Origin of the sequence: Sphingobium sp. C100 (assembly GCF_000508185.1) — a bacterium.
Taxonomy (GTDB): Bacteria; Pseudomonadota; Alphaproteobacteria; order Sphingomonadales; family Sphingomonadaceae; genus Sphingobium.
In genome coordinates, this window is record NZ_AYOY01000007.1 from 1 (window position 1) to 14080 (window position 14080).

The 14080-nt window shown below is 63.5% G+C and carries 9 protein-coding genes and 1 tRNA gene; 8 read left to right on the plus strand and 2 right to left on the minus strand.

Translation table 11 applies throughout. The features are described 5' to 3' along the window. From C100_RS48505 to C100_RS26645, 3 genes are all read left to right on the plus strand, one after another. The coding region (locus tag C100_RS48505) for a hypothetical protein (protein WP_052028207.1) at positions 1 to 532 on the plus strand (532 nt) is incomplete at its 5' end. Between the two features lie 128 nt (positions 533 to 660). Then, entirely contained in the window at positions 661 to 1575 is a 915-nt protein-coding gene (locus tag C100_RS26640) for a sulfite exporter TauE/SafE family protein (protein WP_024018062.1), read from the plus strand. Between the two features lie 3 nt (positions 1576 to 1578). Continuing rightward, the gene (locus C100_RS26645; RefSeq protein WP_024018063.1) at positions 1579 to 2334 is read left to right on the plus strand and encodes a TIGR02186 family protein; all 756 of its coding nucleotides are present in this window, start codon (positions 1579 to 1581) and stop codon (positions 2332 to 2334) included. 1719 nt (positions 2335 to 4053) lie between these two features. Here C100_RS26645 and C100_RS26650 read toward each other — a convergent pair. Next, positions 4054 to 4129: transfer RNA gene (locus tag C100_RS26650), tRNA-Thr, on the minus strand. Positions 4130 to 4396: 267 nt separating this feature from the next. Between C100_RS26650 and C100_RS26655 the strand changes: the two genes are divergently transcribed. Together C100_RS26655 and C100_RS26660 are read left to right on the plus strand one after the other, a co-directional pair. After that, entirely contained in the window at positions 4397 to 5725 is a 1329-nt protein-coding gene (locus C100_RS26655; RefSeq protein ID WP_024018065.1) for a PAS domain-containing protein, read from the plus strand. Between the two features lie 319 nt (positions 5726 to 6044). Then, complete coding sequence (locus C100_RS26660; RefSeq protein ID WP_024018066.1) at positions 6045 to 10709, plus strand: NAD-glutamate dehydrogenase; 4665 nt, start codon at positions 6045 to 6047, stop codon at positions 10707 to 10709. A 123-nt stretch (positions 10710 to 10832) separates the two neighbouring features. On the opposite strand, the gene C100_RS26665 is transcribed toward C100_RS26660, so the two are convergent. After that, positions 10833 to 11843 carry an MlaA family lipoprotein gene (locus C100_RS26665; RefSeq protein WP_024018067.1) on the minus strand — a complete coding sequence of 337 codons (1011 nt, stop codon included), beginning with the start codon at positions 11841 to 11843 and terminating at the stop codon, positions 10833 to 10835. 289 nt (positions 11844 to 12132) lie between these two features. Between C100_RS26665 and C100_RS26670 the strand changes: the two genes are divergently transcribed. From C100_RS26670 to C100_RS26680, 3 genes are all read left to right on the plus strand, one after another. Next, complete coding sequence (locus C100_RS26670) at positions 12133 to 12777, plus strand: PepSY-associated TM helix domain-containing protein (RefSeq protein ID WP_024018068.1); 645 nt, start codon at positions 12133 to 12135, stop codon at positions 12775 to 12777. A gap of 12 nt (positions 12778 to 12789) precedes the next feature. Further along, entirely contained in the window at positions 12790 to 13323 is a 534-nt protein-coding gene (locus C100_RS26675) for a DUF2271 domain-containing protein (RefSeq protein ID WP_024018069.1), read from the plus strand. Positions 13324 to 13336: 13 nt separating this feature from the next. After that, positions 13337 to 14080, plus strand: a 744-nt coding sequence (locus C100_RS26680; protein ID WP_024018070.1) for a DUF4198 domain-containing protein, incomplete at its 3' end; no start/stop codon positions are given.

The following is a 14080-nucleotide window of genomic DNA, read 5'->3' on the forward strand; positions in this document are numbered from 1 at the left end:
AGGCGATACCCAACCGGCGGACGTCGCGACGGTGGGGCGGCTCGGCGGATCGCAGGCGGGATTACGGATCGACTATGCGCTGGCCCCGCAGTCGCCCTTTCGACCCACACTCTATGGCCGAGTCACACGGGCGTTGCAAAGTCCGGCCGCGCCCGAAGCCGCCGCGGGCATGGCGGTTCGTCCTCTGTCCGGCGTGCCGGTCAGCCTTGGCATCGAACGCCGAATCGCGCTGGACGATGGCGCGCGCGACGCCATGGCCATGGTCATCGCCGGCGGTTTCGGCCCGGTGGAGGTGGCCCCGAAACTCCAGGCGGAGGGCTATGCCCAGACGGGCATTGTCGGATTTCGCCAACGCGATGCCTTCATTGATGGAAAGCTGGCGCTGCTCAAGCCCATCGACGGCACGCCGATGCGGGTGGGAGCGACGGTATCCGGAGGCGCCCAGCCCGGCGCCGGGCGGCTCGACATCGGGCCGGAGGTGCAGGTCCGCCTGCCGCTCCCCCGCACGGCCGCGCGTCTCTCGATCGAATGACGCGAACGCATCGCCGGGGACGCGGCGCCGATGTCGGGCCTCGCCATCACTTTGGCCGCGGATTTTTGAGCTGCAACGCTCAAGCAGCCTTTATATCGCCCCGCTTTACGATTAGGCCCTGACAAGCCATGGATCTTTACCTCCCCATCGCCAATCTGTCGGTGAACGCACTGGTCATTATCGGTCTGGGGGGGCTGGTCGGCCTGCTTTCGGGCATGTTCGGCGTGGGCGGCGGCTTTTTGACCACGCCGCTGCTGATATTCTACGGTATCCCGCCCACGGTCGCCGCCGCCTCCGCCGCATCGCAGGTCACCGGCGCCAGCGTATCGGGCGTTGTCACGCATATGGCGCGCGGCACGGTCGATTTCCGCATGGGCGGCGTGCTGATCGCGGGCGGCATCGTCGGCGCGGGCATGGGCGTCTTCATCTTTCGCCTGCTGCAAAGCCTGGGTCAGATCGATACGGTCATCGGCATCCTCTACGTGCTGATGCTGGGCGGCATCGGCGGTTTGATGGCCAAGGAATCGATCCAGGCACTGATCGCGCTCAAGACGGGGCGCAAGCCGCAAGCACGCAAACGTCGCCATCATCCGCTGGTCGCTGCGCTGCCGATGCGTTGGCGCTTCTATCGCTCGGGCCTCTACATCTCGCCGCTCGCGCCTCTGCTGCTGGGCATGGCAACCGGCATCCTCACCATGTTGCTGGGCGTGGGCGGCGGTTTCATCCTGGTGCCCGCGATGCTGTATCTGCTCGGCATGGCGACCCAGTCGGTGGTCGGCACGTCCCTGTTCCAGATCCTGTTCGTGACGATGGCAACCACGATGATGCACGCCATGACGACCAAGGCGGTGGATCTCGTCCTCGCCATGCTCCTGCTGATCGGCAGCGTCACCGGCGCACAGATCGGCACCCGTATTTCCATGACATTGCGGCCCGAATATCTGCGCGTCCTGCTCGCTGCCATCGTGCTGCTGGTCGCGGGCCGCATGGCCCTGGGCCTGGGCTGGCGACCGGACGAGATTTACACGATCGAGGTGCGCTGACCGATGCGCCGGCCTCTTGCCCTGATCGTGGCCGCCCTGCTGCTCAGCGCGGCGGACGAGCCGCAACTGGTGCCGGACGTCTCGCAGCGCGAAATCGCAATCCAGTATAGCTTCACAGGCGCGGACCTGCTTCTGTTCGGCGCGATCGTCTATCCCGGTGGCGTGCGGCCGGACAAGCCGGCGGACATCGTCGTCGTCCTCAAAGGCCCCGACCAGTCGATCCAGATGCGCGAAAAGCAGAAAGTCGCCGGCATCTGGGTGAACGCCGACAGCGCCCGCTTCGAGTCCGCGCCCAGCTTCTACGCCATGGCGTCGTCCCGCCCGATCGCACAGATCGTCGACGAACGCACCGCCGCCATCTACGAACTGGGCGTCGACAAGCTGCAACTTTCGCCTTCGTCGCTGAACGAAAGCGCGGAACTCGACCGTTTTCAGGCGGGACTTGTCGACCTGCGCGACCGCACCGGCCTGTTCGTGCAACGCCAGGGCACGGTGGAGATCACCGACGGCGTCCTTTATCGAGCACGCCTGCCGCTTTCGGCGCGCGTTATTGTCGGCGACTATACCGCCGAAACATTTCTGGTGCAGGATGGGCGCGTCGTCGCGGCCGCCGTGCGCGACATCAGCGTGCGCAAATCGGGTTTCGAGCAATTCATGGCGGTAGCGGCTGAACAATGGTCGTTTTTCTATGGCCTTACCGCCATCGCGCTGGCCGTCGGCATGGGCTGGGCAGCGGGCGCGATCGCGCGACGCCTCTGAGCCGGCGCTCCGTTCAACCCATGGCGTTTTGAAAAGTCTACAAGACTGATGAAGCGATACTATCATCCTTAACAGGCGCAATAATCATACCAATGGATGCAAAGGCCCCTGCATAAGCCCGAAAAAAAAGGCGCCGGTTTCCGCCCATTGGGGGGCTGGCATCGCAGCCTTTGCTGGAGTAGGAGGAGGCGTTGATAATGGAGGCTCAACCGGTCATGGCTTCAACGCTGGACTTGGGATTGGTGCTCGCGGTAGCTTCGGCGTAGGACCGGCTGCTGTTTCAGGTTCCCTTCAGGCTCATCCTCTTACTGCCAGTGGCAATCCAGCAGCGGGCACGTCAGGTGCAATCTCCGCAGGCCCAAAAGTTGGATTTTTTGAAGGTGCATATGCCGTGGCCGGATTCGACGGAGGTCTGAGCTACAGAACACCCGGATTATGCCAATGATGAGTTCACGCTATCGTCCATTGAAGAAATGGACTTTATTTTTGTGCGCAGTCATGATTGTAGCATATTGGATGGATGTCATTAATCCGTTCGTCATGTTTTCGACGATCTTCTTCTTGGGTGGGTTTTTCGCATTCATTGAATACAAACGGCGCCGGTAGCATTCGCCGTAAAATGACGAGCCTCCAATATGCCGCGATGTGCGTGTTGCAGCTGAAAACGCTCGTAAGTCTTTGCCTCTTCGGATTACTAGAGAGAGTGTTTGGAACGATCCGGCGTCCCTCAAATTCTTCGAACTTACCTACTTAGATAGTGCTTTTGATGCCGATTGGGGGCTAGGCTATGTGGTTAGTGATCTCGCCGCGGGCCTTGCAACTGTATTGGGTGGCGGCCCGTACACTGGTGCGGGCGTATGGGCCGCTACAAAGGGCGGCGCAAACGTAATTGGCGGATACTACAAGGAAAAGGCAGCCCTAGTCGGATTGCAAATCGAACATCTCAAGCGCAAGGCGGACGGCTCATGTCCAAATTAAACAACCCAAAAATCGCGGGGGTCATAATATTCATAGCGGTCGTAATAATAAGCCTCGTCACATCTGTGAAGATAAGAGGTATGGATTTTGATTACTACGTTGTATCAGAGGCACTGATATCTAGTATTATTGTCGCTGCAATAATAATGATTTCTTCTCGGCTTCGCTAATTTCACTTTGCGCTGAATTATCATCGCCGCAATGGAACGAAGCAGCAGTGATGCCAAAATCCAAACCTCTGGCGTATACCATTGTGATAGCGTCCACTCCTGACAACATTGCCCACAGGTTCAGTAATGCACCTTGCTGAATGGTCTCTCATACGCCCCTACCCATGTGAGATAGATTCGACTGCCAGTGACGGCGTCTCGCATGACTGGCTTTTAATTCATTGAGACAGAATCTCTCAGGATCAGATTAATGTGAGGCAATCGAAAACCCGAGTGGGTGCGCAATATGTCAGATTTCAATTTGCAGCGAATTACAACAACGGTGCTCCCGCGAAGGCTGGGGTCTCAGAAAGCGCCCTTGTCAGGCTTTGCCTAAATTTGAGGGCATTGATCTGAACCGTTGTAAGCACCTGGAGGCTTCGACTCAAAAATGTCAAAAAGGCCCGCCATTCGAGGCGCCAAAATCACCCGGACAGGGGTGGAAAGCCGCTTATGGCACCGGAAAGCAGATGCGCAAACATACCAGTTTTCAGGGGTTTTTCGGCTTCAGGCCCCGCGAAAAGGGCAGTTCTGGTGCCGCCTACAGGACTCGAACCTGTGACCCCCGCATTACGAATGCGATGCTCTACCAACTGAGCTAAGGCGGCTTGGAACCGTACTAACGTCTTCTCCGACGCGCAGCCCGTTGGTTTTACTCGGCATTCCAGCGGGATTACCCGACTATGAATGTCGCGCCCTGCCAACTGAGCTACTGCGGCGTTGGCGCCGGCAGATAACAGCGGTTGGGCGATAGGACAAGCCGGCAAATTACACCGGCCGTGCTTTTCTCCCATCGCGTCTTTACGCCCTCTTTACCATCCCATGCCAATGTCGAGTCCCGAGCAACGCTTTGCACGAATGTAGGAACCGACTGGATGGACACTCTGCGGGGGCACGAAGTCGCCAACGACCAGGACGATTTCGATAATGGCGACGATGCCGCGATCGAAACGCCCCACGCTGTCGGATCGGACGAGCGCCGGATGCAGGTGCGCGCCTATAATTACTGGGCATCCCTGCTGGGCGACCGCGCCCTGCCCTCAATCGAGGATCTGGCCCCCGATCAGCTTGAGGATTTCGGTCCCTACAGCGTGCTGCTCGATTTCAGCACCGGACTGGACAATCCAGCGATCGTCTATCTTGGCTCGGCGCTGCGTCAGGAATGCGCGATCGAGGGCATGATCGACTATATCAACGATGTCCCGGCCCGGTCGCTGCTGTCGCGGCTTACGGATCATTATCTCCAGATCATCGCCAATGCCGCGCCAATCGGCTTCGAAGCCGAATTCATCAACCAGCGCGAGGCGCAAATCCTCTATCGCGGCATACTGATGCCCTTTTCCTCGGACGGCGAGACGATCGACTTCGTGTTCGGCGTCATCAACTGGAAGGAACTGGTGAGCGACGAGGTGCTTCATGGCCTGGAGCAGGAAGTCGATGATGCGCTGCGCAGCGCGCCCGCGGCGCGTCCCGTCACGCCGATCTGGGCGGATGGCCCCGCCAGCGACGGCGTGAACAATGCCATGTCCGCCACGGCGAACAGCTATGCCGACCTGGACGATGATGAGGATGACACGCTCGACCTTGCCGGCATGGAATGTCCTACGGACGACGCCTCGCTTGCCGACTGGCTCGCGCTGGCCCGCGACGGGGCCGCCCGCGTCCGCATCAGCGAGGCGCGCAGCCATGCGGCGCTCTATCGCGCGGTCAGCCTCGCTTATGATTTCTCGCTCGTCGCGCGCGCGCGTCCCGACGACTATGCCGAACTGCTCGCCGACTATGGTATCAAGGCGCAGGCACGCAGTCCGATGACGGCGGTCATCAAGCTCGTGTTCGGCGCGACCTATGACAAAACCCGCATCACCGAATATGCGACCGCGCTCGATCATGCGCTGGCGGCGGAACTGGGCGTGGGGATGCTTGCCGAATATCTGGCGACCTATGTCGGCGGCCTCAAGGCGGTGGTTCGCGACGAACGCGCCAAGCGCCGCGCCGCGCTGCCCACCCGCCCCGATCGCCGCCAGACCGCGCGCAACACGATCAGGGCTGCTGTCGCCATGGACATGGCAGCGGTCACGACCGATGCGGACGGCCTGGCCGTCGTCATCGCCCGACGCGAGGATGATGGCAGCCTCTCGATTGTCGCCGCGCTTCCAGAAGGATCGGATCTGGGCCAGCGCGTCATCGTCGCCGCCGCGCGTTGATGACGCCTGCGCGGCATTTCCCGCCGTGCGACACGGCGCCTGCGCCCTGATCTGCTTCTCCACCCGTCGCGCGGACCCTCGACATGTGGCGATCTCCGCGCGATACAGGCGCGGCTTCACCTTCCTCGCGCACGCCGCGCGGGGCGGCGTGCGTCGTCATATTGTTTCAATTCATAGAAATTTTATTTCTTGCCAGACTTGAGCCGTTCAGCGGCCAGGCGCATATAAGCGCTCCCGAGCCGAGGAGTCGCATGGCGGCGATCCAGCGCCTCCTCCGTTCTGTTGAAAGCGGACCAAACCGCTGTTGAGAGGTGAGCGAATGACGGCGCTGGCTGAAGCGAAGAATAAGGAAGTCGACACGAGCATCCGGGAGGCGTTGCAAGGCGCGCTGAGCAGGGGCGCGCTGCCGGGCGAAAGAGAAGGACTGGATCAGGCCGCGCTTGCCGCCGCCGCCGGCTTCCTCGGCCGCACCGCCAATGGGCGCCGGTCCGGCGAAGCCGCGATCGCGATCGAAACGCTCGGCGAAGGCGCCACCGGCCGTTTCATGCGGCTCGCCATCGTGAATGACGACATGCCTTTCCTGGTCGATTCGATCGCCAACGCGCTCGCGGGCGCGGACATCACCATTCATCGCCTGCTCCATCCCGTCCTGTCGGTCGAGCGCGACGCCAGCGGCGCACTGACCGCCATATTGGACGACGAAGCACCCGGCGCGCGCCGCGAATCGATGATCTACATCGAAGCGGATCGGGCCGATGCAAAGGCCCGCCGCGCATTGGAAAGGTCGCTCGCCGAAACGCTGGCGGACGTCCGCGCCGCGGTGGCCGACTGGGCGCAGATGCAATCCGCCATGGCCGCCGATGCCGATGCCGTCCCCGATGAGGAAGGCGCGGCGCTGCTGCGCTGGTTCCTCGCACGTCATTTCACCCAGACCGGGCATGAAATCGTCAGCCGCGACGGCAGCAGCAGCGCGGCGCTCGGCATCTGCACCCGCCACGAACGCGCGCTGATCGCGCCCGCCTCGCTGGAGGCCGCCTTCACCTGGTTCGAAGAAGGCAAGCGCACCCCGCTGATCATCAAGTCCAGCCGCCTGTCGCGCGTGCATCGCCATGTGCTGCTTGACCTCGTCATCATTCCCGTCCGTTCGGGGAAGGATGTCACGGCGCTGTCGATCCACGCCGGCATGTGGACCAGTTCGGGCCTTGCCGCCACGCCGGACAAGGTGCCTCTGCTGCGTTCGGCGCTGTCGACCCTGATGGACAAATTCGGATTCGATCCGTTGGGCCACGCGGGCAAGACGCTGTCCCATGCGCTGACCTCGCTGCCCCATGACATCACGATCGGCTTCGATCGCGAGACGCTGGAGCGATTGGCGCTGACTTTCATGTCGCTGACCGATCGCCCCCGCCCCAAGCTGGCGCTCGCCACCAGCGCGCTCGCCCGCCATCTTTACGCCTTCGTCTGGTTGCCCCGCGACGAACTGTCGACCGCCCGCCGGACGGCCGTTCAGGATATGCTGGCCAAGGCTGCGAAAGGCCCGGTGCTCAGTTGGTCGATCGCACTGGAGGAAGGCGGCCTCGCGCTGCTCCGCATCACCCTCGACCTGCGCGAAGGCGGCGTCGTGCCCGACGCCATCGCGCTCGACCGCCAGTTGCAGCAGATGGTGCGCGGCTGGGTGCCCGCCGTCGAAGAGGCGCTGGCCGAAACCGAGGACGGAGGCCGCGCCGCCGCACTGGCGCAGCGCTTTGCCCCCGGCTTCCCGCTGGCCTATCGCAACGGCGCCGGGCCGGTCGAGGCCGCCATTGACATCCGGCTGGTCCACGGACTGTCCGGGCCGGGCGACAAGTCGATCCGCATCTATCGCAACCCGGAAGATTGCAACGAACGGCTTCGGCTCAAGCTGTATAGCCATGACACGACGGCGCTTTCGCAAGTCGTGCCCGCGTTCGAAAATTTCGGCTTCCGCGTGATTGAGGAGATGACGACCCCGATTGACGGCGGGACGCTGGGTCATGTTCAGCGCTTCGTGCTGGAACTGCCTGCGGGCGACAATGCCCAGCCAGTGGTCGATCGCGCCGAAGTAGTGACCGAGGCCATTGCCCAGGTTCTGGAAGGCGTCGCCGAAAACGACCGGTTCAACGAACTGATCGTCACCGCCGGCCTGTCGCCCCGCGCGGTCGTGCTGTTCCGCGCGCTCTACCGCTATCTGCGCCAGACCGGCGTCGCTTACGGCATGGCGACCTTCGCAGAAACGCTGCGCCGCGCGCAGGACGTGACGGCGAACCTCGTCGCTCTGTTCGAAGCATTGCACGATCCTGCCGCGCAGGATGACGCCGCAAACCGCATCGCCGCGGCCGAGGCCGCCATTGACGCCGGGCTGGAAAAGGTGACCGCGATCGACGAGGATCGTGTGCTCCGCCTGCTTCGCGCCGTGATCGGCGCCACGCTGCGCACCAATTTCTTTGGCCGCGCCGCTGCCGAGGCGCTGGCCTTCAAGCTCGACAGCGCCCAGATTCCCGGTTTGCCCGCCCCGCTCCCCTGGCGCGAAATCTGGGTCTACAGCCCCCGGGTCGAAGGCATCCACCTGCGCGCCGGCCCGGTCGCGCGCGGCGGGCTGCGCTGGTCTGACCGGCGTGACGATTTCCGCACGGAAATCCTGGGCCTCATGAAGGCGCAGCGGGTCAAGAACGCCGTCATCGTGCCAACCGGCGCGAAGGGCGGATTCTACCCCAAACAGCTTCCCAATCCCCAGGCCGATCGCGATGCCTGGCTGGCCGAAGGCACGGAAAGCTATCGCATCTTCATCCGGGCGCTGCTGTCCGTCACCGACAATATCGTCAAGGGCAAGGTCAGGCACCCGGAAGAAGTCGTCGTGCGCGACGGCGATGACCCCTATTTCGTGGTCGCCGCCGACAAGGGCACCGCGACCTTCAGCGACGTCGCCAACGCCATCGCGCAGGACCGCGACTTCTGGCTGGGCGACGCCTTCGCCAGCGGCGGCTCCAACGGCTATGACCATAAGGCGATGGGCATCACCGCGCGGGGCGCCTGGATCTCGGTACAGCGTCATTTCGCCGAAATGGGCGTCGACGTGCAGAGCGAGCCGATCAGCGTCGTGGGCTGTGGCGACATGTCGGGCGACGTGTTCGGCAACGGCATGTTGCTCAGCAAGGCGATCAAGCTGGTCGCCGCTTTCGATCATCGCCATATCTTTTTCGACCCCTCGCCTGATCCGGCCAAGAGCTGGGACGAACGCAACCGCCTGTTCCAGCTTCCCCGGTCGATCTGGGAAGATTATGACAAGGCCCTGATCTCGAAGGGCGGCGGCGTCTTCTCACGCAGTCTCAAGCGCATTGCGCTTACCCCTGAAATGCAGGCGATACTCGACGTCACCGATGCCGAGATGGAGCCCAGCGCCCTCATCTCCGCCATCCTGAAGGCGCCGGCCGACCTGCTCTGGTTCGGTGGCATCGGCACCTATGTGAAGGCCGCCGCGCAGAGCCATGGCGATGTCGGCGATCCGGCCAATGACCGCCTCCGCATCAATGCCGAACAATTGCGCATCCAGGTCGTGGGCGAAGGCGCGAATCTGGGCATCACCCAGGCAGGCCGCATCGCCTTCTCGCTGAAGGGCGGGCGCATCAACACCGACTTCATCGACAATAGCGCGGGCGTCGATTGCTCGGACAATGAAGTCAATATCAAGATCGCGCTGAACAAGGAAATGGCCGAAGGCCGCCTGCCCTTCGAGAACCGCAACGCACTGCTCGAAAGCATGACGGACGCGGTGTCCGACCTGGTGCTGGAGGATAACCGGCTTCAGGCGCTCGGCCTCTCGATCGCAGAGGCAGGCGGCTGCGAGGATCTCGCCAGCTATGTCCGCCTGATCGAGACATTCGAGGAAACCGGTCGCCTGGACCGCCAGGTCGAAGGGCTGGCCGCCAACGACCAGTTGCTGCGCCGTGGGCAGGATGGGCAGGGCTTGACGCGGCCCGAACTGGCCGTGCTTCTGTCGACCGCAAAGCTGGCGTTGCAAGACGCGATCGAACATGGCGAACTCGCCAGCGACGACAGCATGATCGGCGAATTAATGGCCGCCTTTCCGCCGGCCATGCAGGAAAAGGAAGCCGACGCGATCGCTGCCCATGCGCTGCGCAAGGAAATCATCGCGACAAAGGTGGCCAACCGGATCGTCAACCGGCTGGGCCTGATCCATCCGTTCGAGCTTGCGGAGGAGGAAGGCTGCTCGCTTGCCGATCTCGCCAATGCCTTCCTCATCGCGGAGCGCCTCTATGGCATTCGCGAACTGTGGGGGGACATTGACGCGGCCGAGATGGGCGAAGCTGCGCGCCTGGGCCTGTTCGCCACCATCGCCAGCGGGATGCGCGCGCAGATCGCCGATATCTTGCGCGCGCTGCCCGCCGGCACCCTGCCGGCCGAAGGGCATGAACGTCTGGCCGCCGGCGTTGGCCAGCTCGCAGCGCAGGTGGATGACCTGCTGACCAGCGAGGCGCAACGGCGCACCAGTGGCGTCACGGACCGGCTGCTTGGCCTTGGCGCCCCCGAAGCGCTGGCCCGGCGCGCCGCCGGCCTGTTCAAGCTGGACGGCGCTGTCGGCATCGCCGCGCTGGCCGCGCGCATGGGGGTGGAGGAAGTGGCGTTGACCCGCGCCTTCACCCATCTGGGCGAAGCGGTCGGCATCGATTGGGTCCAGTCGACCGCCGCGCGCATGGAGCCTTCCGATCCGTGGGAACGGCTGCTCATCTCGGGCGTGGCCCGCGACATGCAGCAAGTGCGGCTAGATTTCCTCGCGCAGGGGAAGGGCAAGGACATAGCCGCCCATGTCGAGGAGTGGTTGAAGGCGAAGGGAGCGCGCATCCGCCAGTTCCGCACCCTCGTCCAGCGCGCGAAGGCGGCGGCAACGCCCAATGTCGCCATGCTCGCGGAGATCGCTGGCCAGGCGCGCGGCCTGCTGGCGCGCTGATCGGCCAGTCCGCCGTTCGGGCGGAGCGAGAACCCGTCTCGCTCCGCCCGAAACGACGCTTCAGATGAAATCAGATCGACCCGCGCCGCCGGCAACGGCGATTGAGCGCAAGGTCATCCGGCTCTAGTCGGTCTCCGGCGCTGCCGCGTCCGGCGCCACGGCCTGCGGCGCAGTTCCCCTGACGTCACCCTTGCCCGGCGTCTTGATCCCCGGTCCATAGACCGGCACCACAGGCTCGGCGGGCGCCCGGCCGTGCAGCGCGTCGATCTCCGCCTGACGCTGTTTCAGATAAAGTTCGCGATAAGCCGCATAGGGATCATCCTGGCTGCGAAGGTCCTGGATCGTCTCGTCGAACGCCGCGCGCTCACCCAACTGGTTCAGCAAGGTGGCGGGGATGACATAGGCCGGCTTGTTGAACGGCTTGCCCACGGAAAGCGGCAGGATCATCTTGTCTACCGTATCGCCGACAATATCGCGCAGCGTCGTGGGGCCGACGACCGGCAGATACATATAAGGCCCCGGCCCGACGCCATAATAGCCCAGCGTATTGGCCAGCCCGTTGTTCCGGTGCGGCAGATGGAAGGGCTTGCGCTTGGCCACGTCGAACAGTCCCAGGAAGCCGAGCGTCGAATTGACCCCGAACCGCCCGGCCGTCTCCGCCGCCTTCCCCGGTTTCAACTGAAGCAGATAGGCGGCGAACACCACCGGCTCGCCCAGGTTTGAAAAGAAGTTGCGCAACCCTGTGCGCACAGGCCGTGGCAGCCCCTTATTATAGGCCTTCGCCACTGGCTCCACCACGGCCTTGTCCACCGACTGCACCGCTTCGAAACTCTTTGCGTTGAGCTGCTCGAGCGGATCACCCGGAGGCGCGCCCTTTTCGCCGGTCACGACAATGTCCTGGACCGTTTCGTCCTGAACCGCATCATCCGTCGGGGACGCATTGGCGGGGTTCACGGCAGGCGGCGGCGTCGGTTCGGCGACCACCGGCGGCGCAGCGCCCGTCGTCGATCCGCCAGCGGGCGCTTCATCCCCCTGCATGACCTCATCAGCCGCAGCCATGGCCAGCAGCGGCGCATCGGCTTCCGCCCGAGCGCCCATCATCATCATTCCCGCGACAACGGCCGGTAACAGCATATTTTATCCCTAGCACGGCCACGCTCGCTCTTCGGAGACCAGGCCTGTTCTCTGCCGCGACGTTCCGCTATGGATTAACCTATATTATCCGGCAGTCCGTGCGGCTAGGCGGGATGCCTGCGCCCGTCAAGTCCGGCGCCGACCGCTCGCCGTCCCATACAGGACGTTCGCCGCACATCCGGTCCGTCATACATTTTGATACAATTTTCTTTCTGCGACTCGTTTGCAATTGCGAGTCGTTCGCGTTATGCGGACGGCCTCAGTTTTCGCAGGACCAGTTGCTTTCCCGATGCACGGAACCGCCCGTATCCATACCGCCAGGAAGAAGAACGCCAAGGCTTTCTGGCTGAAGCAGCTTCATACCTGGCATTGGGTCAGTTCCGCGATCAGCCTGATCGGCCTGCTGCTCTTCGCCTTCACCGGCATCACGCTCAACCATGCCGCCGATGTGGAGGGCGCCCCGCGGACGGTCGAAAAAAGCGGCACCCTGCCCGCCGACCTGTTGAAACAGATCGCCCCCGACGATGCGGCCGACACGAAGAAACCCCTGCCCGTGCCGGTCGCGGCCTGGGTCGAACAGGAAATCGGTCAGAGCGGCGCGGGGGAGGCGGAATGGTCCGCCGACGAAGTCTATCTCGCTCTGCCTCGCCCCGGCGGCGATGGCTGGGTCGCAATCGACAGGATAAGCGGCGAGGTCACCAGCGAAAGCACCAGTCGTGGCTGGATCAGCTATCTCAATGACCTGCATAAGGGCCGCAATTCCGGCGCCATCTGGAAATGGTTCATCGATATTTTCGCGGTCGCCTGTTTCCTGTTCGCGCTCACCGGTCTGCTGCTGCTTCAGCTTCATGCGAAAAAACGGCCCAGCACCTGGCCGCTGGTCGCCGCCGGCCTCGCCATACCGGCGGTTCTTGCCATCATCTTCATCCATTAAGGGGGACTAAACATGCAGATCCGCCACAGTCTGCTGCTGACCGGCACGGCGGCGCTTGGTGCAACCGGCGCGCTCGCCGCGCCTGCAGGCGCCCAGACGCTGAACCTCAGCGTCACTATTCCGCGCCTGTCGGTCGCCGAATATCACCGTCCCTATGTCGCGATCTGGATCGAGAAAGAGGGCGCCGCCCCCCGCAGCCTGTCGGTCTGGTATGATTATGACATGAAGAATGGCGAAGGCACCAAATGGCTGCGCGACGTGCGCCAATGGTGGCGCGCGTCCGGCCGGGCGATGAAATTCCCCGCCGACGGCGTGACGGGCGCAACCCGCGCGCCCGGCGAGCAGAAGATCGCCTTCACCGCCGGCAAGGGGCCGCTCGGCCAGCTTTCGCCCGGCAACTACACGCTTTTCGTCGAGGCCGCGCGCGAAGTCGGCGGCCGCGAGGTGCTTCGCCTCCCCTTCGCCTGGCCGCCCAAACCGGGTGCGCAGGTCCGGGCGAAGGGCAGCAGCGAACTGGGCGCGGTGGCGCTGACTTTCGGTAAATAAGGGGAAACTGAACATGAAGGCCAGACATATGATCGCGGGCGCTCTTGCCGCCCTGTTGCTCTCGGGCGCGGCGCAGGCGCACCGCCAATGGATGATGCCGTCATCCACGACCCTGTCGGGCGATGAAAGCTGGGTTACCGTCGATGCCGCGGTGTCCAACGACCTTTTCTATTTCGAACATTTCCCGATGCGGACGGACAATATCACCGTGACGCAACCGGACGGCACCGAAGGCAAGATTGAAAATGCCGCCACCGGCCGGTATCGCTCCACCTTCGACGTGCATCTGACCAAGCCGGGCACCTATCGCATCGCCAATGTCTCGACCGGGATGATGGGCAGCTACATGCTGAACGGCAAGCGTGAGCGGCTGCCGCGCGGCACCACCAAGGACAAGCTGACGAGCGCCGTCCCCGCCGGCGCGACGGACGTGCAGGTCGCCGAAGCGTCCAGCCGCAATGAAATCTTCGTGACCCTGGGCGCGCCCACCACGACCATCTTCAAGCCCACCGGCAACGGCATTGAACTGGTCCCGGTCACCCATCCCAATGACCTGGTGTCGGGCGAGGCCGCGACCTTCCAGTTCCTGCTCGACGGCCAGCCCGCCGCCGGCCTCAAGGTCACGGTCATTCCCGGCGGCATCCGCTATCGCGACAGCCTGGGGCAGATGGACCTCACCGCCGATCAGGATGGCAAGGTTTCCGTCACCTGGCCCCAGCCCGGCATGTACTGGCTGAACGCCAGCGTCGGCGGCCGC